Here is a 19,316-nt window from a genome sequence, read left to right as displayed (position 1 = left end):
GCCTCAGCCGTGGATCGGGAACGATGCCTGGAACGCCAGCCGCGCATCCGCCCCGTCGCCGATGCCGGCGAGGACCTCGTCGAGCGCCATGAACTCCTCCCACGCCGCCCGGCCCGTCGCCTCGGTCAGCCGGGCCACGACGAGATCCTCCAGCTCGGGGACCCGCTTGTTCTTCCACACCTTGTCGGCGAGGCTCACCAACAGGTCCTCCAGACCGACACCCGGCCGCGCCCACGAGGCGTGCGTCGCGGCGAAGCGGGCCAGCTCAGGACCGACGCCGCGGCGCAGCAGGAGATCGCGTCCCGCCTCCTCGTGCGCCGCCCCCGGCCCGGACAGCTCGGAGGCGTGCACCGTCTTCCCCACGTCGTGCGTCGCCGCCCCGAAGAGCACCGCCTCGCGGTCGAGGGGCAGGGCCGGGCAGTGCGGCTCGACCCAGTCGACCAGCCGATGGGCGACATCGTGGACGGCCCGCAGATGAGCCGCCAGCCGCGGCGGGGTCTCCAGCTCCGACAGCAGCCCGACCACACGGTCCGGCAGCGGCAGCAGTGGTGGGTCGACGGCACCGGTCATCGCCCTCGACAGGAGAGTGTCGGCCATCATCGCGTCAGGGTACTGACCGCGGTGCCCGGGCGCGGGCGGTCCGAGGCCGAGCACTATGGAACGCCCTGAAATGTGAGTGCCGCGGGCCCCGGAACCGTACTCTTCCCCACCATGCCCCTCAGTCTGACCGTCCTCGGCACCGCCTCCCCGCATCCGCGCCCCGGCCGCCCCTGCTCCGGGTATCTGCTGCGCGGCGGCGGCGCCGAGGTGTGGATGGACGCGGGCACCGGAACCTTCGCGGAGTTGCAGCGGCACACCGATCCGGCGCGGCTCACCGCGATCTGGATCTCGCACCTGCACGCCGACCACAGCGCCGATCTCCTCGCGGCGGCCTACGCGTTCGCCTTCGGCGGGATGACCCCGGCCGCACCGATCCCGGTCTACGCCCCGCAGGACTGCGCCCGCCGGCTCGCCGGCTTCTTCGGGCAGCCGGACGTCCGCTTCCTGAGCGGCGTCTTCGACTTCCGGCCGCTCTACGACGGCCACGCCGTCCGGCACTGGAACCTCCGCCTCACGGCACGCGCCGTCGTCCACGACACCGAGGCGTACGGGCTGCGCGCCGAGTGCCAGGGGAGTGTCCTCGGCTACTCCGGGGACAGCGGACCCTGCGAGGCCCTGTCCGAACTCGCGGGCGGCGCCGACGTGTTCCTGTGCGAGGCCGACATCGACCGGCATCGCGAAGGCGAACGCCAGGTGCACCTCACGCCCGAGGACGCCGGAGCCTGCGCCAAGGGCGCGCGCGAACTCCTCATCACCCACGTGGGACCCACGCTCACCAGGGAAGCGGCGCTGGAACGCGCCGCCGCGATCTTCCCCGGCCGGACCTCGGCCGCGCTGGAAGGCGTCACCAAGACCATGTGAAGCGCTTTCTAATTCCTTTGTCAGAAGCATTGACGAAACACAGGGCCGCTCCTACCTTCAACGCGTCGTACTTCGTACGTCATATATGAGACGCGATACGCGAGACCGGATATCCGATCCGCGACCGCAGCCACGTGACATCCGAGAGGCGCGCATGACCTCTGTGCCCACGCCGATCCCGTCCCGCACGCAGTACGTGCAGGAGGAGATCAAACGCCGCATCCTCACCGGGCAGTTGACGCCGGGCCAGCCGCTCGTCGAGACCGAACTCGCCGCACAGTTCGGGGTGTCCAAGACCCCGGTGCGCGAGGCGCTCAAGACCCTGGCCGGTACCGGGCTCGTCGTGATGAACCTGTACAAGGGCGTCACGGTGCGCATGGTGGACGCGGACATGGCGCGCGAGGTGTACGACGTCCGGCTGCTCCTCGAACCCGAGGCGCTACGGCGTGCCGTGCGTCGCCGTGCCTCCCTGGACGCCGCGCGCGACGCCCTGACCCGCGCCGACGAGGCCACCGACACCGCCGAACGCTCCCTCGCCAACCGGGAGTTCCACCGCGCCCTGTACCTGCCGTGCGGCAACCCGCTGCTCGGCCGGATGCTCGACGAGGTCCGCGACCAGGCCGCCCTCGTCTCCGCCGTCGCCTGGGCCGCTTCGCCCTCGTGGGAGCGGGAGGCCGGCGAACACCGGGAGATCCTGCGGCTCGCCCTCGACGGCGACGCGGACGGCGCGGCGACCGCGCTGCACGCCCACATCGCGTCGTTCGTGCAACGGGCCTTCCCCGGCACCGAGTTGGGACAGGGACCCGGCACCGAGCCGGCACCCCAGGGAGAGGACGGTCAGGCATGACAGCGGCGTTCGAGGCCCAACGGGCCGCCCTGGCCGACGTGGTGGCGATCCCGGTGACCCCGTTCGCCGAGGACGGCAGCGTCGACCAGGACACCCACCGGGCCCTGCTGCGCCGACTGCTCGACGGCGGGATCGGCATCGTCACCCCCAACGGGAACACCGGCGAGTTCTACACCCTGACCCCTCAAGAACGGCAGCTCGTCACGGAGTTGACCATCGACGCGGCGGGCGGGAGGGCCACCGTCCTCGTCGGCGTCGGCCACGACGTGCCCACCGCCATCGCCTCGGCCCGGCACGCCCGCGACCACGGCGCCCAGATGGTGATGATCCACCAGCCCGTCCACCCCTACGTCTCGCAGGGCGGCTGGGTCGACTACCACCGCGCCATCGCCGAGGCCGTGCCCGACCTGGGCGTCGTCCCGTACATCCGCAACGCCCAGCTCCTCGGCGCCCGCCTCGCCGAACTCGCCGACGACTGCCCGAACGTCATCGGCGTCAAGTACGCCGTCCCGGACGCGGCCCGCTTCGCCGCCTTCGCCCGGGACGCGGGGCTCGAACGCTTCGTGTGGGTGGCCGGGCTGGCCGAGCCGTACGCGCCCTCCTACTTCTCGGCGGGCGCCACCGGCTTCACCTCGGGACTCGTGAACGTCGCCCCGTCCGTTTCGCTGAACATGATCGAAGCGCTTCGATCAGGGGACTATCCCGGGGCGATGAAGGTATGGGAGCAGATCCGCCGATTCGAGGAACTAAGGGCCGCGAACGGCTCCGCGAACAACGTCACGATCGTCAAGGAAGCGCTTGCGTCCCTCGGTCTGTGCCGCCGTGACGTACGGCCGCCCAGCAAGCCCCTGCCCGAGAGCGAGCGCGCCGAGGTCGCCGCGATAGCCGCCGGATGGTCCGTATGAAGGCACCGGAAGAGCTCAGAAGCCACCAGTGGTACGGCACCGACGGGCTGCGCTCCTTCAGCCACCGGGCCCGCACCCGCCAGCTCGGTTACCTCCCCGAGGAGCACCTCGGCAAGCCCGTCATCGCGATCCTCAACACCTGGTCGGACATCAATCCCTGTCATGTGCACCTCCGTGACCGGGCCCAGGCGGTCAAGCGGGGCGTGTGGCAGGCGGGCGGCTTCCCCCTCGAATTCCCGGTCTCCACGCTCAGCGAGACCTTCCAGAAGCCGACCCCGATGCTCTACCGCAACCTCCTCGCGATGGAGACCGAGGAACTGCTGCGGTCGTACCCCGTCGACGGGGCGGTGCTGATGGGCGGCTGCGACAAGTCGACCCCGGCGCTGCTCATGGGCGCGGCCAGCGTCGACCTGCCCACCGTCTTCGTCCCCGCCGGACCGATGCTGCCGGGCCACTGGCGCAACGAGATCCTCGGCTCCGGCACCGACATGTGGAAGTACTGGGACGACAAGCGCGCCGGCCTCATCGGCGACTGCGAGATGACCGAACTGGAGAGCGGCCTGGCGCGCTCGCCCGGGCACTGCATGACCATGGGGACGGCGTCCACGCTGACGGCGGCGGCGGAGGCGCTGGGTGTGACCGTGCCGGGCGCGTCGAGCATCCCCGCCGTGGACTCGGGGCACGACCGGATGGCCGCGCAGTCCGGCATGCGGATTGTTGAACAAGTCCACAAGGGGCGCGTTCTCTCGTCGATCCTCACCCAGGACGCCTTCGAGGACGCGGTCACCACCGTCCTCGGCCTCGGCGGCTCCACCAACGCCGTGATCCACCTCATCGCCATGGCCGGCCGCGCGGGCGTCCGCCTCACGCTCGACGACTTCGACCGCATCGCCCGCACGGTCCCGGTCCTGGCGAACGTACGGCCCGGCGGACGGACGTACCTCATGGAGGACTTCCACTTCGCCGGCGGCCTGCCCGGCTTCCTCTCCCGGATCACGGATCTGCTCCACCTGGACCGGCCGACGGTCTCCCACGACACCCTGCGCGAGCAGCTCGCCGGCGCGCGGGTGCACAACGACGACGTCATACGACCGCGCGACAACCCGGTCGCGCACGAGGGCGGGGTGGCCGTCCTGCGCGGCAACCTCTGCCCGGACGGCGCCGTCATCAAGCACATCACCGCCGAACCGCACCTGCTCAAACACACCGGCCCCGCGGTCGTCTTCGACGACTACCGGACCATGCAACGCACCATCAACGACCCGGAGTTGGACATCACCGCCGACAGCGTGCTGGTGCTGCGCAACGCGGGCCCCAAGGGCGGCCCCGGCATGCCCGAGTACGGCATGCTCCCGCTCCCCGACCACCTCCTGAAGCAGGGCGTCCGGGACATGGTCCGCATCTCCGACGCCCGAATGAGCGGCACGAGTTACGGCGCGTGCGTACTGCACATCGCCCCCGAGTCGTACGTCGGCGGACCACTGGCGCTCGTCCGGACCGGGGACACCATCACCCTGGACGTCGAGGCGCGCACCCTCCAACTCAACGTGGACGACGAGGAGTTGGAGCGACGGAGGGCGGAGTGGACCCCGCCGCCCGCACGGTACGAGCGCGGCTACGGCGCGCTCTACAACGACCAGATCACCCAGGCGGACACCGGCTGCGACTTCGAGTTCCTGGCCCGGCCGGGCAAGGTGCCTGATCCGTACGCCGGTTGAGCACCCCCTTGCTTCGCGTGCCCGTCGAGCAAGCGCTTCCTGCACCTGAACCGCACGTGCACCTGCTGCACCCGCCCCACTGGAACGGAGAACAGTCATGGCCCAAGCCGCAGCCGTGGCGAAACCGCCCGCGCCACCCCGGCGGCGCCGTGCCTCCGCGACCCCGCGCAGGCTCCCGTACCTGCTGATCGCCCCGGCCGCCCTGCTCATGCTGGGCTTCATCGCCTACCCGGTCATCAGCGTCTTCTACTACAGCCTGCAGAACTACAACCCCACCAAACCCTGGCGCAACGGCTTCGCGGGCCTCGACAACTTCACCCACGCCTTCACCAACGACCCGCAGTTCTGGGACACGTTGACCTTCAGCGCCAAGTGGGTCGTCGTCGAGGTCGGCCTCCAACTCCTCTTCGGGCTGGCCCTCGCGCTCATCGTCAACCAGACCTTCGTGGGACGGTCCGTCGGCCGCGCGCTCGTGTTCTCCCCGTGGGCGGTGTCGGGCGTCCTGACCTCCGCGATCTGGGTGCTGCTCTACAACTCCCAGACGGGCGTGACCCGTTACCTCGCCGACATGGGCATCGGCCAGTACGGCACGAGTTGGCTCTCCGACCCCTCGACGGTCTTCTCCGCAGCGGTCGTCGCGGACCTCTGGCGAGGCGTCCCCTTCTTCGCGATCCTCATCCTCGCCGACCTCCAGTCCGTCTCGAAGGACCTCTACGAGGCCGCCGAGGTGGACGGCGCGAGCCGCTTCAAGCAGTTCGTCCACATCACGCTGCCGCACCTCAAGGACGCGATCGTGCTGTCCACGCTGCTGCGCGCGGTGTGGGAGTTCAACAACGTCGACCTCCTCTACACCCTGACCGGCGGCGGCCCGGCCGGCGAGACCACCACACTCCCGCTCTACGTCGCCAACACCAGCGTCGAGGCCCACAACTTCGGTTACGCCTCCGCCCTCACCACGGTCGCGTTCGTGATCCTGCTGTTCTTCTCGATCGTCTATCTGCGCCTGAGCAAGTTCGGAGGCGGCGACAAGTGATCACCGAGATCGCCCCGGCCCGCGAGCGGGAGTCCACCGCACCGCACCAGCCGCGCAAGGTCCGCCGCGCCTGGGACGAGGTCCCGCGCTGGCAGATCTACGTCCCCCTGGGCATCTACCTCGTCTTCACCCTGATCCCCTTCTACTGGATCCTGCTCTTCGCGTTCCGCCCGGCCGGCTCGACCTCCCTGGTGCCCTGGCCGATGACCCTCGACCACTTCCAGAAGGTGTGGACCGAGCGCAGCTTCGGCGTCTACTTCCAGAACAGCGTCTACGTCGGCGTGGCCACCCTGATCCTCACCACGGTCGTCGCCCTGGCCGGCGGCTACGCGCTCGCCCGCTTCGAGTTCAGGATCAAACGCACCTTCATGCTCGCCCTGCTCTGCTCCCAATTCGTGCCGGGCGCACTGCTGTTGGTCCCGCTGTTCCAGATCTTCGCCAAGCTCCAGATGATCAACTCGCTCGGCAGCGTCATCATCGCGGAGACCGTCTTCCAGCTCCCGCTGTCGATGATCCTGATCAGCGGCTTCATCCGGAACGTCCCGCAGTCCCTGGAGGAGGCCGCCTGGGTCGACGGCTGCAACCGCTTCGCCGCGTTCCGCATCGTCGTCCTCCCGCTGCTGCGGCCCGGGCTGATCGCCGTCGGCTCCTTCGCCTTCGTGCACGCCTGGAACCACTTCCTCTTCGCCCTGATGTTCCTGTCCGACCAGAGCAAGCAGACCATCCCGGTCGGCCTCAACACCCTGATGGGCGCGGACAGCGTCGACCTCGGCGCGCTCGCCGCGGGCGGCATCGTCGCGGCCGTACCGGTGGTGATCGTGTTCGCCTTCATCCAGAAGTGGCTGATCACCGGCTTCAGCGCGGGGGCGGTGAAGGGATGAGGCAACCGCTTACCCTGCTGGCGAAGATCGTCGACGCAGGGAGAACCCCATGACAACCAAGACCGGCCCTACGACCGCCACCGCGCCCGCTGCCACGAAGGCCCCCGCACCTGTCGCGCTGCCCGTCCCGGTCGTCCTCGCGGGCGCCCGGGGCCACGGCCGCTGGCACGTCGAGAACATCCGTCGGCTCCAGGACAAGGGACTCGTGCGCCTCGCCGGAATCTGCGAGCTGACCCCGTTGACCGAGGAGGAGTTCGGCGGCGAACTCCCCGCCCAGTCACCGGACTTCGGGGCGCTCCTCGACTCCACCGGCGCCCGGGTCGCCGTGGTCTGCACCCCGATCCCGACCCACACGGACCTCGCCCTGGCCGCCGCGAAGCGAGGCGTGCACCTGCTCCTGGAGAAGCCGCCCGCGCCCTCGTACGCCGAGTTCCGCCGGATGGCCGACGGCGTCGCCGCGGCCGGGGTGGCCTGCCAGATCGGGTTCCAGTCGCTCGGCTCGCACGCCGTGCCCGCGATCCGGAAGCTGATCGCCGAGGGCGCGATCGGCACGCCGACCGGGGTCGGCGGGGCCGGTGCCTGGGCGCGCGACGAGGCGTACTACCGGCGCGCCCCCTGGGCGGGCAAGCGGCGCCTGAACGGCGTCGACGTGATCGACGGCGCGCTGACGAACCCCCTCGCGCACGCCGTCGCCACCGCCCTCGCCCTGAACGGCACGACCCGCGCCGAGGACGTCACCCGCATCGAGACCGAACTCGTCCGGGCCAACGACATCGAGTCCGACGACACCTCCTGCGTCCGCGTCACCACCGTCCAGGGCCGCCCGGTCACCGTCGCCGTGACCCTGTGCGCCGAACACCCCGGCGAGCCCTACGTGTTGGTGCAGGGCAGCGAGGGCCGGATCACCTACTGGTACAAGCAGGACCGCGCACTGCTCCAGCGGGCCGGCCACGGCCCCGAGGAGTTCGAGTACGGCAGCACGGACCTGCTGGAGAACCTGGTCGCCCATCTCGCCGACGGCGAAGCCCTGTTGGTCGAACCGGACTCGACAGGCGCCTTCATGAAGGTGGTCGAGGCGATCCGCCAGGCCCCCGACCCGGCTCAACTCCCCACCAGCGCCTGGCACTTGATCCCCACCGAGAACCGCCGGGTGGTCCCCGGCATCGACGCGCTGGTCACGGCGGCGGCCGACACCCTCGCCCTCTACTCCGAGCTGGGCGCCCCCTGGGCCCCACCGAAAGAGGTGAGCCCTTGATGATCACCCACGACACGCCGGTGCTGCGCGTCGCGGGCCGCCCGGTCGCCCGGTACGTCACCCGGCCCGAGCTGCCCGACCGGCTCTCCCCGCGCCCCTATCTGCACCCCGTGACCACCCTGTCCGGTACGGCGGTCACCGAGCTGAGCCCCGTCGACCACACCCACCACCTCGGCGTCGGTGTCGCCGTTCCCGACGTCGAGGGGCACAACTTCTGGGGCGGCCGCACCTACGTCCGTGACCAGGGATCCACGGAACTGGACAACCACGGCGCCCAACGCCACTCCGCCTTCCAGCTCCGCGACCCCGACGGCTTCGTCGAGGAACTGCGCTGGGTGGCCTCCGGCGCCGAACTGCTCCGGGAACGCCGTACGGTCGCGGCGACCGAACTCACCGACACCGCCTGGGCGTTGGACTTCACCTTCTCGCTCACCAACGTGACGCCCGACCCCCTGTCGATCGGCAGCCCCGCCACCAACGGCCGCCCCGGAGCCGCGTACGGCGGCTACTTCTGGCGGGCCCGCAAGGAGGCCGGGACCCCGGACGTCTTCACCGCCGACCGCGAGGGCGAAGCGGCCGTCCACGGCACCCGCGCCGACTGGCTGGCCCTCGCCGGCACCGGCTGGACGCTGGTCTTCGCCGGCGCCACCGACCGCACCCGCCAGGACCCGTGGTTCGTCCGAACCGCCGAATACCCGGGCGTGGGCGCGTCGTTGGCCTCGGACGAACGGCTGCCGATCCCGCCCGGCGACACGGTCGTACGGCGCATCGTCACCGTCGTCGCGGACGGCCGCCTCGACCGGGGCGAGGCGGCGGTGCTGGTGCGGAAGGCGGTCAGCCAGTGACGTACGAGACGTACACGAACCCCGTCCTGAACGCCGACTGGTCCGACCCGGACGTGGTCCGCGTCGGCGACGACTTCTACCTCACCGCGTCCAGCTTCGGCCGCGTACCGGGACTGCCGCTGCTGCACTCCCGCGACCTGGTGAACTGGACCCTGATCGGCCACGCCCTCCAACGCCTGGAACCGGCCCGGGAGTTCAGGACCCCACGGCACGACTGCGGCGTCTGGGCCCCCGCGTTGAGGTACCACGACGAGCGCTTCTGGATCTTCTGGGGCGACCCCGACCAGGGCATCTTCCAGATCAACGCCCCCGAGATCAGGGGCCCTTGGACCCGCCCGCACCTCCTCAAGGAGGGCAAGGGCCTCATCGACCCGTGCCCCCTGTGGGACGACGAGAACGACGACGAGGCCTACCTCGTCCACGCCTGGGCCAAGTCCCGAGCGGGCATCAACAACCGCCTCACCGGCCACCGTATGCACCCCGACGGCACGACCCTGCTCGACGACGGCAAGGTGATCGTCGACGCGGACCGCCTCCCCGGCTGGTTCACCCTGGAGGGCCCCAAGGTCCACCAACACGACGGCTGGTTCTGGATCTTCGCCCCCGCCGGGGGAGTCGGGACCGGCTGGCAGGGCGCGTTCCGCTCACGCGGCTTCTTCGGGCCGTACGAGGAGAAGGTCGTCCTGGAACAACGGGACACCGACGTCAACGGCCCCCACCAGGGCGCGTGGGTGCGCACCCCGGCCGGCGAGGACTGGTTCCTGCACTTCCAACAGCGGGGCGCCTACGGCCGGTTGGTCCACCTCCAGCCCATGCGCTGGGGCGACGAGGGCTGGCCGGTCATCGGCGACGAGGGCGCACCCGTAGCCGAACACCGGAAACCCGACCTCCCGCCGCAGCCGCCCGCCGCGCCCGCCACCGACGACGACTTCCCCGGCGGACGGTACGGCCGCCAGTGGCAGTGGACGGCGAACCCGCAGGACGGCTGGGCCACCCACCACTCGGGCGACGGCTTACGACTGACCTGCGCCCGCACGGCCGACGCACACGACCTGCGCCGACTCCCGAACCTCCTCACCCAGCGACTGCCCGGCACACCCGTCACGGTCGAGGTCGAACTGCACCTGCACAGCGAGGAGTCGGGCGCGCGGGCCGGGCTCGCCGTGCTGGGCGACGCCTACCACTGGATCGGACTCCAGCGCGGCGCGGACGGCGAGGCGCGGTTCGTCCACCGCTTCGCCGAGCCCGCCGCCGAGCGCGAACGGGACGCGGGGGAGTCCTGCCGCGCACCCGAAGGCCGCGTCCGGCTGCGGATCGAGATCGGCGCGGAGGCGCGGTGCCGCTTCTTCTACGACGTCGGGGGCGGGCCGCGTCCGAGCGGCCGGGTGTTCGCCGCCACCCCGTGGCGCTGGGTCGGTGCCCTGCTCGGGCTCTTCGCGCTCGCGCCCGCCGGCGCGGGACACGCCGGTACGGCCGTGTTCACCCGGTTCCGGATCAGCTCTCTCCAGTAACTCGTCCTGCCAGATCGTCCTGCCAACCCGCCCTGCCCGTACGCCTGTTGGGAGTCGCAATGACGCACCTCCGTAGCAAGCGCTTGCCAATGCCTCGCGCCTTCATGACCCCGCTGGATCCACAAGAAGAGAGCCGACCTATGAAGACCAGCATCCGCAGAAGCCGGCGTGCCGCGATGGCCGTCGCCCTGGGCTCCGTGCTCGCGCTGACCGCCACCGCCTGCGGCGACGACGGCAGCGGCGCCGCGGGGGACAAGGGCGACGAGGGCTCCGGCAAGGGCACGATCACGTTCTGGGACAACAACGGCGGTGTCCGTACCGACATCTGGAAGCAGATCATCGCGGACTTCGAGAAGAAGAACCCCACCATCAAGGTCAAGTACGTCGGTATACCGGCGGCGAGCGCCCAGTCCAAGTACGACACCGCCATCCAGGGCGGCGGGCTGCCCGACGTCGGCGGGGTGGGGACCGCGGTGCTTGCCGAGGTCGCGGTGCAGGGGGCGTTGGAGCCGTTGGACAGCCGGCTCAAGTCCAGTTCCCTGAACGGGAAGTTGAGCCAGAACCTGCTCGACGTCAGCAAGTCCGCCGGTGGCGGGGACACGCTGTACCAGATCCCGACCTCCGCCAACAACGGCACGCTGTGGTATCGCACCGACCTGTTCAAGGCGGCGGGTCTGGACGCGCCGACCACCTGGTCGAAGTTCTACGCCGCGGCCGACAAACTCACCGACAAGGCAAAGAACAAGTTCGGCTTCACCATTCGCGGCGGTGAGGGGTCCATCGCGCCGGCCCTGGACGCGGTGTACGGGCAGACCGGGATCACGTCCTTCTGGAACGGCGACAAGACGACGGTCAACGACCCGAAGAATGTTGCCGCGTTGGCGAAGTACGTGAGCCTGTACAAGAAGGACACCCCGTCCGCCGACCTCAACAACGACTTCACCAAGATGGTCGCGCAGTGGGACAGCGGCACGATCGGGATGCTGAGTCACAATCTCGGGTCCTATCAGGATCATCTGAAGGCGCTGGGTACGGACAAGTTCAAGGGCATTCCCAATCCGACGCTGGACGACGGTACGCGGGTGCAGATCTCCAACCCCGTCGACGGACTGAGTCTGTTCAAGTCCAGCAAGAACAAGGACGCGGCCTGGAAGTTCATCGAGTTCGCGGTGTCCGCGGGGGAGAACTCGAAGTACAACGAGTCCGCCGGGCAGGTTCCCGCCAACACGGATGCGGCGAGTGCGGCGTGGATTCAGAAGTCCGAGCCTACGCAGTTGGCGGCGGCGGCGTTGAACGGGACCTCCACGAAGATCGTGCAGATGCCGTACTACCTGCCGGACTGGAACACGATCTCCAAGGCGGACAACGAGCCGAACTTCCAGAAGCTGCTGCTGGGGAAGATGACGGCGAAGGCGTTTCTGGACACGTTGGCCGACCAGTTGAACAAGGCGCAGGCGGACTGGAAGACGAACCACTGAGTTGGGTGGTTTCTGATTGCGGGGGGCTGTGGGCCGGTGGGGGCCGGTCGCGCCCCGCGGCGGAGCCGCATGCCGGTACAGCCCCGCGCCCCTGAAAGACAAAAGCCGAGAGGTGGACCAATCGTGTCCCTTACCCGTAGGCAAGTCGCGTTGGGCGCTCTCGCTGCCGTTCCCTTACGGGGTGGCCGGCGAGATCGCATGCTCTACATCGCCGGTGATTCCACGGCCGCCCAGAAGTACACCACCGAAACCCCGGAGACCGGGTGGGGAATGGCACTTCCCTTCTTTCTGCGCAAAGGGGTGAATGTCTCCAACCAAGCCGTAAACGGCCGGAGTTCGAAGAGCTTCGTCGACGAAGGGCGGCTGGACGCGATCCTCGCCGTCATCCGGCCCGGCGATCTCCTCCTCGTCCAGTTCGCGCACAACGACGAGAAGGTCGCCGATCCCGTCCGCTACACCGAGCCCTGGACGACGTACCAGGACTATCTGCGGCTGTACATCGAAGGGGCCCGGAGCCGCGGCGCCCGGCCCGTGCTCGCCACCCCCGTCGAGCGCCGCAGGTTCGACGCCGACGGCAACGCCCTGCCGACTCACGGGGATTACCCGGCGGCGATGCGTGCGCTCGCCCAACAGGAGCGGGTCGCGCTGCTCGACATCGAGGCGTTGTCGCTGGCGTTGTGGCAGCGGCTCGGGGTCGAGGAGACGAAGGTCTACTTCAACTGGACCGACACCGAGCAGGACAACACGCACTTCAATCCACCCGGTGCGATCGCCGTGGCGCGACTGGTGGCGCGGGAGTTGCTGCGCTCTCGGGTGCTCGCGCCGCGTGACGTCGTCCGGTTGCGCGACGACATTCCCACGTCCTGGATCACCTGGCCCGAGGCGACGGACGCCTCGGCCCTCTGAGCAAGGAGACCCGCACAGTGCGTATATCTATGTGTCATGCACGCGTCATGGCGTCGCTCGTGGGCTGCACGGCATTGGCTCTCGCCCTGACCAGCACCACCGCCCAGGCCCACCCGCGCAGCCTCGCCCGCGAGACCCTCGGCGCCGGTGACGGCTGGGCCTCCTACGGCACCGGCACCGGCGGTGGCGCCGCCGCCACCCCCGACCACGTCTACACCGTCACCAACTGGGCCGATTTCAAAGCCGCGTTGGCCGCCGGTGGCAGTGCGCCCAAGGTCATCAGAGTCAAGGGGACCATCGACGCCAACGCCGAGGGCTGCGACTCCTTCGCCGCGCCCGGCTACGACTTCGCCCAGTACCTCGCCACCTACGACCCCGCCGTCTGGGGCTACGACCAGAACCTCGACAACGAGCCCGCCGACAGCCCCGAGGGCCTGCGCCGGGTCTCCGCCGCCAACCAGAACACGGCCATCAAGGCGTTCGTCCCCGCCAACACCACCATCATCGGCATCGGCAAGAACGCCGGCTTCAAGGGCGCCAGCCTGCAGATCACCGCCGTCGACAACGTCATCGTCCGGAACCTGGCCTTCGAGAGCCCGCTCGACTGCTTCCCGCAGTGGGACCCGACCGACGGTGACACCGGCAACTGGAACTCCGAGTACGACAGCGCCGTCATCTACGGCTCCACCCATGTGTGGCTGGACCACAACACGTTCACCGACGGCGCCCACCCGGACAGCTCACTGCCCACCTACTACGGGCGCATCTTCGAACAGCACGACGGCGAACTCGACATCGTCAAGGGCGCCGACTACGTCACCGCCTCCTGGAACGTCTTCACCGACCACGACAAGACGATCCTCATCGGCAACAGCGACAGTGCTTCGACGGCCGCCGTCGACCGGGGCCATCTGAAGGTGACGCTCCATCACAACCTGTTCTCCAACCTCGTCGAACGCGCACCCCGCGTCCGCTTCGGACAGGTCGACTCCTACAACAACCACTTCGTCGCCGAGCCCGGATACGGCTACAGCTACGGCATCGGCCTGGAGTCCCAACTCGTCGCGGAACACAACGCGTTCACGGTCCCGGCCGGCATCTCCGAGGCGACTGTCCTCAAGAAGTGGTCCGAGGCACCGCTCACTGCCGACGACAACTACGTCAACGGCGAGCTCACCGACCTGATCGCCGTCCACAACGCCGGTGTGCCCAGCGAGATCCTCCGGTCCGGTGCGGGCTGGACGCCGACCCTGCGCACGAAGATCGACCCCGCGAGGGCCGTGCCGTTCATCGTCGACCGCAACGCCGGTGCGGGCCGCCTGCGCTGACCCCTCGTCATAAGGAGCACCCGCATGCCCTTGCACGAGCACCTCCGACGTCCCCTGTCCAGACGGGGGTTCCTCGCGGCGGGCACCGTCGCCGTGGGCGCCGCCACGCCGGGCCTCGCCTCCGGCCCCGCCCGGGCCGTCACCGGTCCCCGCCCGTTCGGCCGCTACGGCTCACCGGCCGCGCGCCTCACCCCGCTCACCCTGTACGTCGACCCGTACGGCCGGGGCGACTTCACCACCGTCCAGGCCGCCGTCGCCGCCGCGACCGGTGCCGGGTACACCCTGGTCATCGCGCCCGGCGTCTACCGGGAGACGGTCACCGCCGGCGTCACCGACCCGGCGACCGGCCAACTCACCGATGCCGCGAGCGAGATGACCTGGCTCGGCGCCGGCGAGGACCCGGGTGCCGTCGTCATCGTCTACGACAACGCCAACGGCACGCAGAAGCCCGACGGTTCGGGCACCTACGGCACGACCGGCTCGGCCACGACGCTGATCCGCACCAACGGTTTCACAGCCCGCCGGATCACCTTCGCCAACGACTGGCTGCGCGCCGACCACCCCGACATCACCGGCACACAGGCGGTCGCGATCAAGGTGCAGGGCGACCGTTCGGCGTTCTTCGACTGCCACTTCCTGGGCCATCAGGACACCCTGTACGCCGACTCGTTCGCCCTCGGCGTCTTCGCCCGCCAGTACTACGCGCGCTGCTACGTCGAGGGGGACGTCGACTTCGTCTTCGGGCGGGCGACCGCCGTCTACGACCACTGCCACTTCCGGACGCTCAGCCGCACCGACCTGGCGACGGCACCGTACGGCTTCGTCTTCGCACCCTCCACGGCGGTCGCCAACCCGCGCGGATACCTGGTGACCCACAGCCGGATCAGCAGCCAAGCCCCGCCCGGCTACTACAAGTTGGCCCGGCCCTGGGTGCCCGGCTCGGACACCACCGCCCGCCCGATGCTCACCGTCCGGGACACGGCGCTGGGCCCGGGGATCGACGCGGTGGCGCCGTACACCAACATGTCGGACACCTATCCCTGGCAGAGCCAGCGGTTCGCCGAGTACCGCAACACGGGTCCGGGTGCCGTGATCAGTGTCCCGGAGAACCGGCCCCAACTCACCCCGGAGCAGGCCCAGTCGGCGACGTCCGAGGCCTATCTCGGCGACTGGAGGCCGGGACGGAGATGACCATGCGCAGACGCACACTCCTGACGGGACTGACGGGAATCGCCGGTGGTCTGGTGACCGCCGGTGCCGGGCCCGCCGTAGCGCTCGACCGTCGTCGTGTCCTGCACGTCCGGCCCGGTGACTCGGTGCAGGCGGCCGTGGACGCGGTGGACGGCAGCGGCTGGACGATCGTCGTACACCCGGGGACGTACCGAGAAGTCGTCAACGTGCCCTTGGAAGCAGGCGAGTTGACCTTGCGCGGCGCGACTCGCGACCCGAGTGACGTCGTCATCGTCTACGACAACGCCAACGGCACCCAGAAACCGGACGGTTCGGGGACGTACGGTACGGCGGGCTCCGCGACCTTCACCTCGGCGGCGCCCGGGCTGACCGTACGGGACCTGACCCTCGCCAACGACTGGCTGCGCGCGGACCACCCGGAGATCACGGGGACGCAGGCGGTGGCCGCGTATGTGACGGGTGACCGCTCGTGGTTCTCGCGCGTCAGGCTGCTCGCCCACCAGGACACGCTGTTCGTGGACACGTCGGCGCTGGATGCCTTCGACCGGCAGTACTTCACCCACTGCTACATCGAGGGGGACGTCGACTTCGTCTTCGGGCGGGCCACCGCCGTCTTCGCGGACTGTCACTTCCACACCCTCCAACGGGACGTGGCCTTCACGCCCAAGGGCATGGTCTTCGCCCCGGCCACCGCCCGTGCCAACCCGTACGGCATCCTCGCGGTCCGCTCGCGGATCACCTCCGGCGCCGAGGACGCCGCGTACAAGCTGGCCCGGCCGTGGGTCCCGTCGTACGAGACGACGGCCTGGCCGTCCCTCGTCGTGCGGGACACCCGGATCGGGCCCGGCATCGACCCGGTCGCGCCCTACACGAACATGCGCGACGCCTACCCCTGGCAGTCGATGCGCTTCAACGAGTACCGCAACACGGGCCCGGGCTCCGTGATCACCGTCCCGGAGAACCGGCCCCAACTCACGGCCACCGAAGCCGCGTTGCACACCCCCGCGACCTACCTCGGTGACTGGCGTCCCTGAAGTCCCCCTATCAGCAAGAGAACGACGAAAGGACCGCACTCCTATGTCTCGTCGTACCGCTCTCACCCTGGGCACAGCCCTGGCGTTCGGCGTTGGCCTCGCCGTACTCCCCACCCAGGCCCAGGCCGCCACGGTCGTCGTCGACACGACCGCCGAACTGACCAGCGCGATCTCAAGTGCCACCGCCGGCACGGTCATTCAGGTGCGCGGCGGCACGTACTACCCGACGACCACCCTCCAGTCCACGACCAACGGCACCTCCTCCGCGCCGGTCACGCTCACCGCGTACGGCTCGGAGACGGTGAAGATCGACGGTTCGTCGCTGGCTGCCGGGTCCTGGATCTTCAAACTGACCGCCGACTACTGGAACGTCTCCAACCTGACCTTCCAGAACTCCCCGGACAGCGCGGTCGTCTGCCAGTCCTGCACCGGCACCAACTGGAACAACGTCAAGACCATCAACGGCGGCGACTCCGGCTTCACGCTCACCGGCGACGGCACCGTCAACAACACGGTCAAGAACATTGACGCGTACGGCAATTACGACGCCGCGACACACGGCGAGAACGCGGACGGGATCGCCATCAAGTTCGGCTCCGGCAGCGGCAACCTCGTCACCGGCGCGCGTCTCTACAACAACTCGGACGACGGGATCGACTTCTGGTCCTTCTCCACGCCCGTCACCGTCGAGCACACCTGGTCCTTCGGCAACGGCGTCAACCGCTGGTCCGACTCGGCGTTCGCGGGCGACGGCAACGGCTTCAAGCTCGGCGGTGACGGTGAGGTCGTCGCGCACGTCATCAACAATTCGGCCGCGTGGGGCAACGCGGGCAACGGCTTCACCGAGAACTCCAACACCGGCGCCCTCGTCCTCAACCGCACCACCGCGTACGCCAACAGCAAGTGGGGCTACTACTTCGCCACCAGCTCCGCCAAACTCGGCAAGAACCTCGCGGTGAGCAACGGCGGCGGCTCGGTCAGCAAGGGTTCCGCGGTCACCTCGGCCGGCAACAACTGGGACTCCGGCATCTCCACCCCGTCCTTCATCTCCACGGACGCGTCGACGACGTACAACGCGCGTTCGTCGAGCGGCACGTTGCCGGCGACGACGTTCCTGACGACGGGGTCCACGACGATCGGCGCGACGATGAACTGACCTGTGCGGTGGGCCCGGTCCGGGTGTCTCGGGGCTGGGCCCACGTCCTCACCGGACCGTCACGAAGCTCACGACCGGGCCGTCCTCCGAATTGGTCGCCGCGACATCGAAGGTGCGGTCCGGGAAGGCGTCGGTCAGCGAGCGGTGCCAGGAGACGGCGATGTCCTCGGCCAGCGCGAGGGCGCCGGCCTCGGATTCGGGATCCTCCGGGATGTCGATGTGGAGCCACAGCCGGAACTGGTTCAGCATGGCCTCGATCGATGTGGCGTCGCCCTTCAACTGTTCTTGCCAGGTGCGGAAGTTGGCGGGTTCGTAGACGCGGTCCCACAGTACGCAACCCGACACTTCCACAAAGCGCGGCATGAACACCCGCGCGAACGCGGCCCATTCGTCGAAGCCGACGTGGAGGGAGAGAAGGTCGAGGTAGTCGGCATCGTTGCCCGAGGGGATCGCCCGGGACGTCAGCCCGTCTTGTCCGTGCTCTCCCACACCGCCTCCAGGTCCTGGCACCGTACGGTGATGCTCGCATCGGTGAGCGCGATCTCGTGCACGCACCCGCCGTCCTCGTCCGGGAGGATCTCGTCGAGGAGCACGGTGTCGACCAGCATCCAGTCGATGGAGTGCTCATAGTCGATGCGGAAGTGCGTCACACCTGAATAGCTGATGCGCAGGCCGGAGTCGTGCTTGAACTTGTTGGGCGCGAACTCCAGGACCAGCCCGCCACTCTTGTCGGCGGCGAGACGGACGCCGGCCAGTTCCAGATCCTTCACACAGCGGATGGCGCCCGCCATGTCGTAGTGCCCGGGGTCTGTGGCGAATGACAGGGCGCCCGGGGGCAGGTCGGCGCGCAGGCGCGGCAGCTCCGCCAGGTAGGGGTGCGCATCCAAACGGAATCCGGGCACCTCGGGATCCCAGTCCGCCTTGACGAATCTCATCGTGCCCTCAGTAGTAGTCCTCGCGCATTCGCATCCGCCCCGTCGGCTCGATCTGCTCCCGGCGGAACTGGATCAGGCTGTCGTCACTGTCGAGCAGTACCGCGTAGGCGGGTGCGGTCCTGTCGTCCGTCGGCTCCGTGATCCCCAGGATCGCGCCCACCTTCCCCAGCGTCTCGGGCCTGTCGGGCGAGTCCACGACGCGTACCTCCGCGTAGAACTCAAGGGCGTCTTCCATGGTGCTGTGGGTCCTTTCTCACTTGTGCGTGATCTCCCCGTCGAGGGACACGTTCAGATGGCTGCCGTCTCTGCTGAGCCGGCCGAGTTCGGCCCGGCCCGGTTTGCTCAACTGGACATCCCACTCGAAGGGCTGCCCGGCCGTCCGGGACGGGCCCTTGATCCATTCATTACCGAATCTATCGATATAGCCCTTCCGGGTGCCACGCGGCAACCCCGAGTTCACCGACAGGTCCTTCGGCGGCACGAACCGGATCCGTCCGCTGTGCGGTAGTTGGGCGTCCTTGAGGAGCCCCTTCACACCGGTCCGCGGCGTCGGGACGACCTCTTCGCACTTCAGACCCAGTGGGTCCACCAGCAGCAGTGGTGAATCGACGTAGGCGTAGTGGTCGGGAGCGGGGTCCAGTCCCAGGGGATCGGGACTCGCGTACCGGGCGATCTCCGGATCGTAGTAGCGGAAGTAGTTGTAGTTCAGGCCCGTTTCCGAGTCCGCGTACCGGCCCGGATAACGGAGCATGCACCGGACGGATTCGGCGTCGTCCGTCGCGGCGGGAAAACGGGTGCCCCACAGAGTCGTACGCCGTTGCCACACCACGTC

General features: G+C 69.3%; 20 protein-coding genes. 15 read left to right on the top strand and 5 right to left on the bottom strand.

The annotated features are described in order from the left end of the window. Window positions 1-3: 3 nt before the first annotated feature. Window positions 4-597, bottom strand: a complete 594-nt coding sequence (locus OG223_RS13930; protein WP_329265269.1) for an HD domain-containing protein — start codon at window positions 595-597, stop codon at window positions 4-6. Between the two features lie 114 nt (window positions 598-711). Between OG223_RS13930 and OG223_RS13925 the strand changes: the two genes are divergently transcribed. The 15 genes from OG223_RS13925 (at window position 712) to OG223_RS13855 (ending at window position 17,549) form a co-directional block, all read left to right on the top strand. After that, the gene (locus OG223_RS13925; RefSeq protein ID WP_329247275.1) at window positions 712-1,461 is read left to right on the top strand and encodes an MBL fold metallo-hydrolase; all 750 of its coding nucleotides are present in this window, start codon (window positions 712-714) and stop codon (window positions 1,459-1,461) included. Between the two features lie 154 nt (window positions 1,462-1,615). Beyond that, window positions 1,616-2,308: a GntR family transcriptional regulator gene (locus tag OG223_RS13920; RefSeq protein ID WP_329247272.1), complete on the top strand. Its 693-nt coding sequence runs from the start codon at window positions 1,616-1,618 to the stop codon at window positions 2,306-2,308. Beyond that, on the top strand, window positions 2,305-3,213 hold the full coding sequence (locus OG223_RS13915) for a dihydrodipicolinate synthase family protein (RefSeq protein ID WP_329247270.1): 909 nt from the start codon (window positions 2,305-2,307) through the stop codon (window positions 3,211-3,213). Before OG223_RS13920 ends, OG223_RS13915 begins: the two co-directional genes overlap by 4 nt. Next, window positions 3,201-4,931: an L-arabinonate dehydratase gene (araD, locus tag OG223_RS13910; protein ID WP_329247267.1), complete on the top strand. Its 1,731-nt coding sequence runs from the start codon at window positions 3,201-3,203 to the stop codon at window positions 4,929-4,931. The genes OG223_RS13915 and araD overlap by 13 nt, the downstream gene beginning before the upstream one ends. A gap of 97 nt (window positions 4,932-5,028) precedes the next feature. Continuing rightward, a complete protein-coding gene (locus OG223_RS13905) occupies window positions 5,029-5,964 on the top strand; it encodes a carbohydrate ABC transporter permease (protein WP_329247264.1) in 936 nt (311 codons plus the stop codon). Further along, window positions 5,961-6,845, top strand: a complete 885-nt coding sequence (locus OG223_RS13900; RefSeq protein ID WP_329247262.1) for a carbohydrate ABC transporter permease — start codon at window positions 5,961-5,963, stop codon at window positions 6,843-6,845. The genes OG223_RS13905 and OG223_RS13900 overlap by 4 nt, the downstream gene beginning before the upstream one ends. Before the next feature lie 49 nt (window positions 6,846-6,894). Beyond that, entirely contained in the window at window positions 6,895-8,100 is a 1,206-nt protein-coding gene (locus OG223_RS13895) for a Gfo/Idh/MocA family protein (protein ID WP_329247259.1), read from the top strand. Beyond that, entirely contained in the window at window positions 8,100-8,945 is an 846-nt protein-coding gene (locus tag OG223_RS13890) for a PmoA family protein (RefSeq protein ID WP_329247257.1), read from the top strand. Before OG223_RS13895 ends, OG223_RS13890 begins: the two co-directional genes overlap by 1 nt. Continuing rightward, window positions 8,942-10,456, top strand: a complete 1,515-nt coding sequence (locus OG223_RS13885; protein ID WP_329247255.1) for a glycoside hydrolase family 43 protein — start codon at window positions 8,942-8,944, stop codon at window positions 10,454-10,456. Before OG223_RS13890 ends, OG223_RS13885 begins: the two co-directional genes overlap by 4 nt. Window positions 10,457-10,596: 140 nt before the next feature. After that, window positions 10,597-11,934, top strand: coding sequence for an ABC transporter substrate-binding protein (locus OG223_RS13880; protein ID WP_329247252.1), 1,338 nt, complete (start codon window positions 10,597-10,599; stop codon window positions 11,932-11,934). 123 nt (window positions 11,935-12,057) lie between these two features. Next, window positions 12,058-12,840 (top strand): rhamnogalacturonan acetylesterase, encoded by a 783-nt coding sequence (locus OG223_RS13875; protein ID WP_329247249.1) that lies wholly within the window; start codon window positions 12,058-12,060, stop codon window positions 12,838-12,840. A gap of 47 nt (window positions 12,841-12,887) precedes the next feature. Continuing rightward, window positions 12,888-14,168, top strand: a complete 1,281-nt coding sequence (locus OG223_RS13870) for a pectate lyase family protein (protein WP_329247247.1) — start codon at window positions 12,888-12,890, stop codon at window positions 14,166-14,168. Between the two features lie 24 nt (window positions 14,169-14,192). Continuing rightward, complete coding sequence (locus tag OG223_RS13865; protein ID WP_329247245.1) at window positions 14,193-15,359, top strand: pectinesterase family protein; 1,167 nt, start codon at window positions 14,193-14,195, stop codon at window positions 15,357-15,359. Between the two features lie 2 nt (window positions 15,360-15,361). Continuing rightward, window positions 15,362-16,393 (top strand): pectinesterase family protein, encoded by a 1,032-nt coding sequence (locus OG223_RS13860; RefSeq protein ID WP_329247242.1) that lies wholly within the window; start codon window positions 15,362-15,364, stop codon window positions 16,391-16,393. Window positions 16,394-16,436: 43 nt separating this feature from the next. Further along, window positions 16,437-17,549, top strand: coding sequence for a right-handed parallel beta-helix repeat-containing protein (locus tag OG223_RS13855; protein WP_329247239.1), 1,113 nt, complete (start codon window positions 16,437-16,439; stop codon window positions 17,547-17,549). A 48-nt stretch (window positions 17,550-17,597) separates the two neighbouring features. Here the strand turns inward: OG223_RS13855 and OG223_RS13850 are convergent, their stop codons facing one another. The 4 genes from OG223_RS13850 to OG223_RS13835 are packed head-to-tail and all read right to left on the bottom strand — an operon-like array spanning window position 17,598 to window position 19,310. Next, window positions 17,598-18,038, bottom strand: a complete 441-nt coding sequence (locus OG223_RS13850; protein ID WP_329247236.1) for a hypothetical protein — start codon at window positions 18,036-18,038, stop codon at window positions 17,598-17,600. Beyond that, a complete protein-coding gene (locus tag OG223_RS13845) occupies window positions 18,011-18,484 on the bottom strand; it encodes a hypothetical protein (protein ID WP_329247234.1) in 474 nt (157 codons plus the stop codon). The genes OG223_RS13850 and OG223_RS13845 overlap by 28 nt, the downstream gene beginning before the upstream one ends. Before the next feature lie 7 nt (window positions 18,485-18,491). Beyond that, a complete protein-coding gene (locus OG223_RS13840) occupies window positions 18,492-18,719 on the bottom strand; it encodes a hypothetical protein (RefSeq protein ID WP_329247232.1) in 228 nt (75 codons plus the stop codon). Window positions 18,720-18,737: 18 nt separating this feature from the next. Then, entirely contained in the window at window positions 18,738-19,310 is a 573-nt protein-coding gene (locus OG223_RS13835) for a polymorphic toxin type 17 domain-containing protein (protein WP_329265268.1), read from the bottom strand. Window positions 19,311-19,316: the final 6 nt, after the last annotated feature.

The sequence above is a fragment of the Streptomyces sp. NBC_01478 genome (genome assembly GCF_036227225.1).
Lineage (GTDB): Bacteria > Actinomycetota > Actinomycetes > Streptomycetales > Streptomycetaceae > Streptomyces.
The sequence above is the reverse complement of the archived record's forward strand: the minus strand, read 5'-3'. Positions and strand labels throughout refer to the sequence as shown.

Bases quoted from the DNA above. Each gene is read 5' to 3' on its own strand.
- OG223_RS13930 (WP_329265269.1), bottom strand. From the start codon at position 597: ATGGCCGACACTCTCCTGTCGAGGGCGATGACCGGTGCCGTCGACCCA.
- OG223_RS13925 (WP_329247275.1), top strand. From the start codon at position 712: ATGCCCCTCAGTCTGACCGTCCTCGGCACCGCCTCCCCGCATCCGCGC.
- OG223_RS13920 (WP_329247272.1), top strand. From the start codon at position 1,616: ATGACCTCTGTGCCCACGCCGATCCCGTCCCGCACGCAGTACGTGCAG.
- OG223_RS13915 (WP_329247270.1), top strand. From the start codon at position 2,305: ATGACAGCGGCGTTCGAGGCCCAACGGGCCGCCCTGGCCGACGTGGTG.
- araD (WP_329247267.1), top strand. From the start codon at position 3,201: ATGGTCCGTATGAAGGCACCGGAAGAGCTCAGAAGCCACCAGTGGTAC.
- OG223_RS13905 (WP_329247264.1), top strand. From the start codon at position 5,029: ATGGCCCAAGCCGCAGCCGTGGCGAAACCGCCCGCGCCACCCCGGCGG.
- OG223_RS13895 (WP_329247259.1), top strand. From the start codon at position 6,895: ATGACAACCAAGACCGGCCCTACGACCGCCACCGCGCCCGCTGCCACG.
- OG223_RS13890 (WP_329247257.1), top strand. From the start codon at position 8,100: ATGATCACCCACGACACGCCGGTGCTGCGCGTCGCGGGCCGCCCGGTC.
- OG223_RS13880 (WP_329247252.1), top strand. From the start codon at position 10,597: ATGAAGACCAGCATCCGCAGAAGCCGGCGTGCCGCGATGGCCGTCGCC.
- OG223_RS13870 (WP_329247247.1), top strand. From the start codon at position 12,888: ATGGCGTCGCTCGTGGGCTGCACGGCATTGGCTCTCGCCCTGACCAGC.
- OG223_RS13865 (WP_329247245.1), top strand. From the start codon at position 14,193: ATGCCCTTGCACGAGCACCTCCGACGTCCCCTGTCCAGACGGGGGTTC.
- OG223_RS13860 (WP_329247242.1), top strand. From the start codon at position 15,362: ATGCGCAGACGCACACTCCTGACGGGACTGACGGGAATCGCCGGTGGT.
- OG223_RS13855 (WP_329247239.1), top strand. From the start codon at position 16,437: ATGTCTCGTCGTACCGCTCTCACCCTGGGCACAGCCCTGGCGTTCGGC.
- OG223_RS13845 (WP_329247234.1), bottom strand. From the start codon at position 18,484: ATGAGATTCGTCAAGGCGGACTGGGATCCCGAGGTGCCCGGATTCCGT.
- OG223_RS13840 (WP_329247232.1), bottom strand. From the start codon at position 18,719: ATGGAAGACGCCCTTGAGTTCTACGCGGAGGTACGCGTCGTGGACTCG.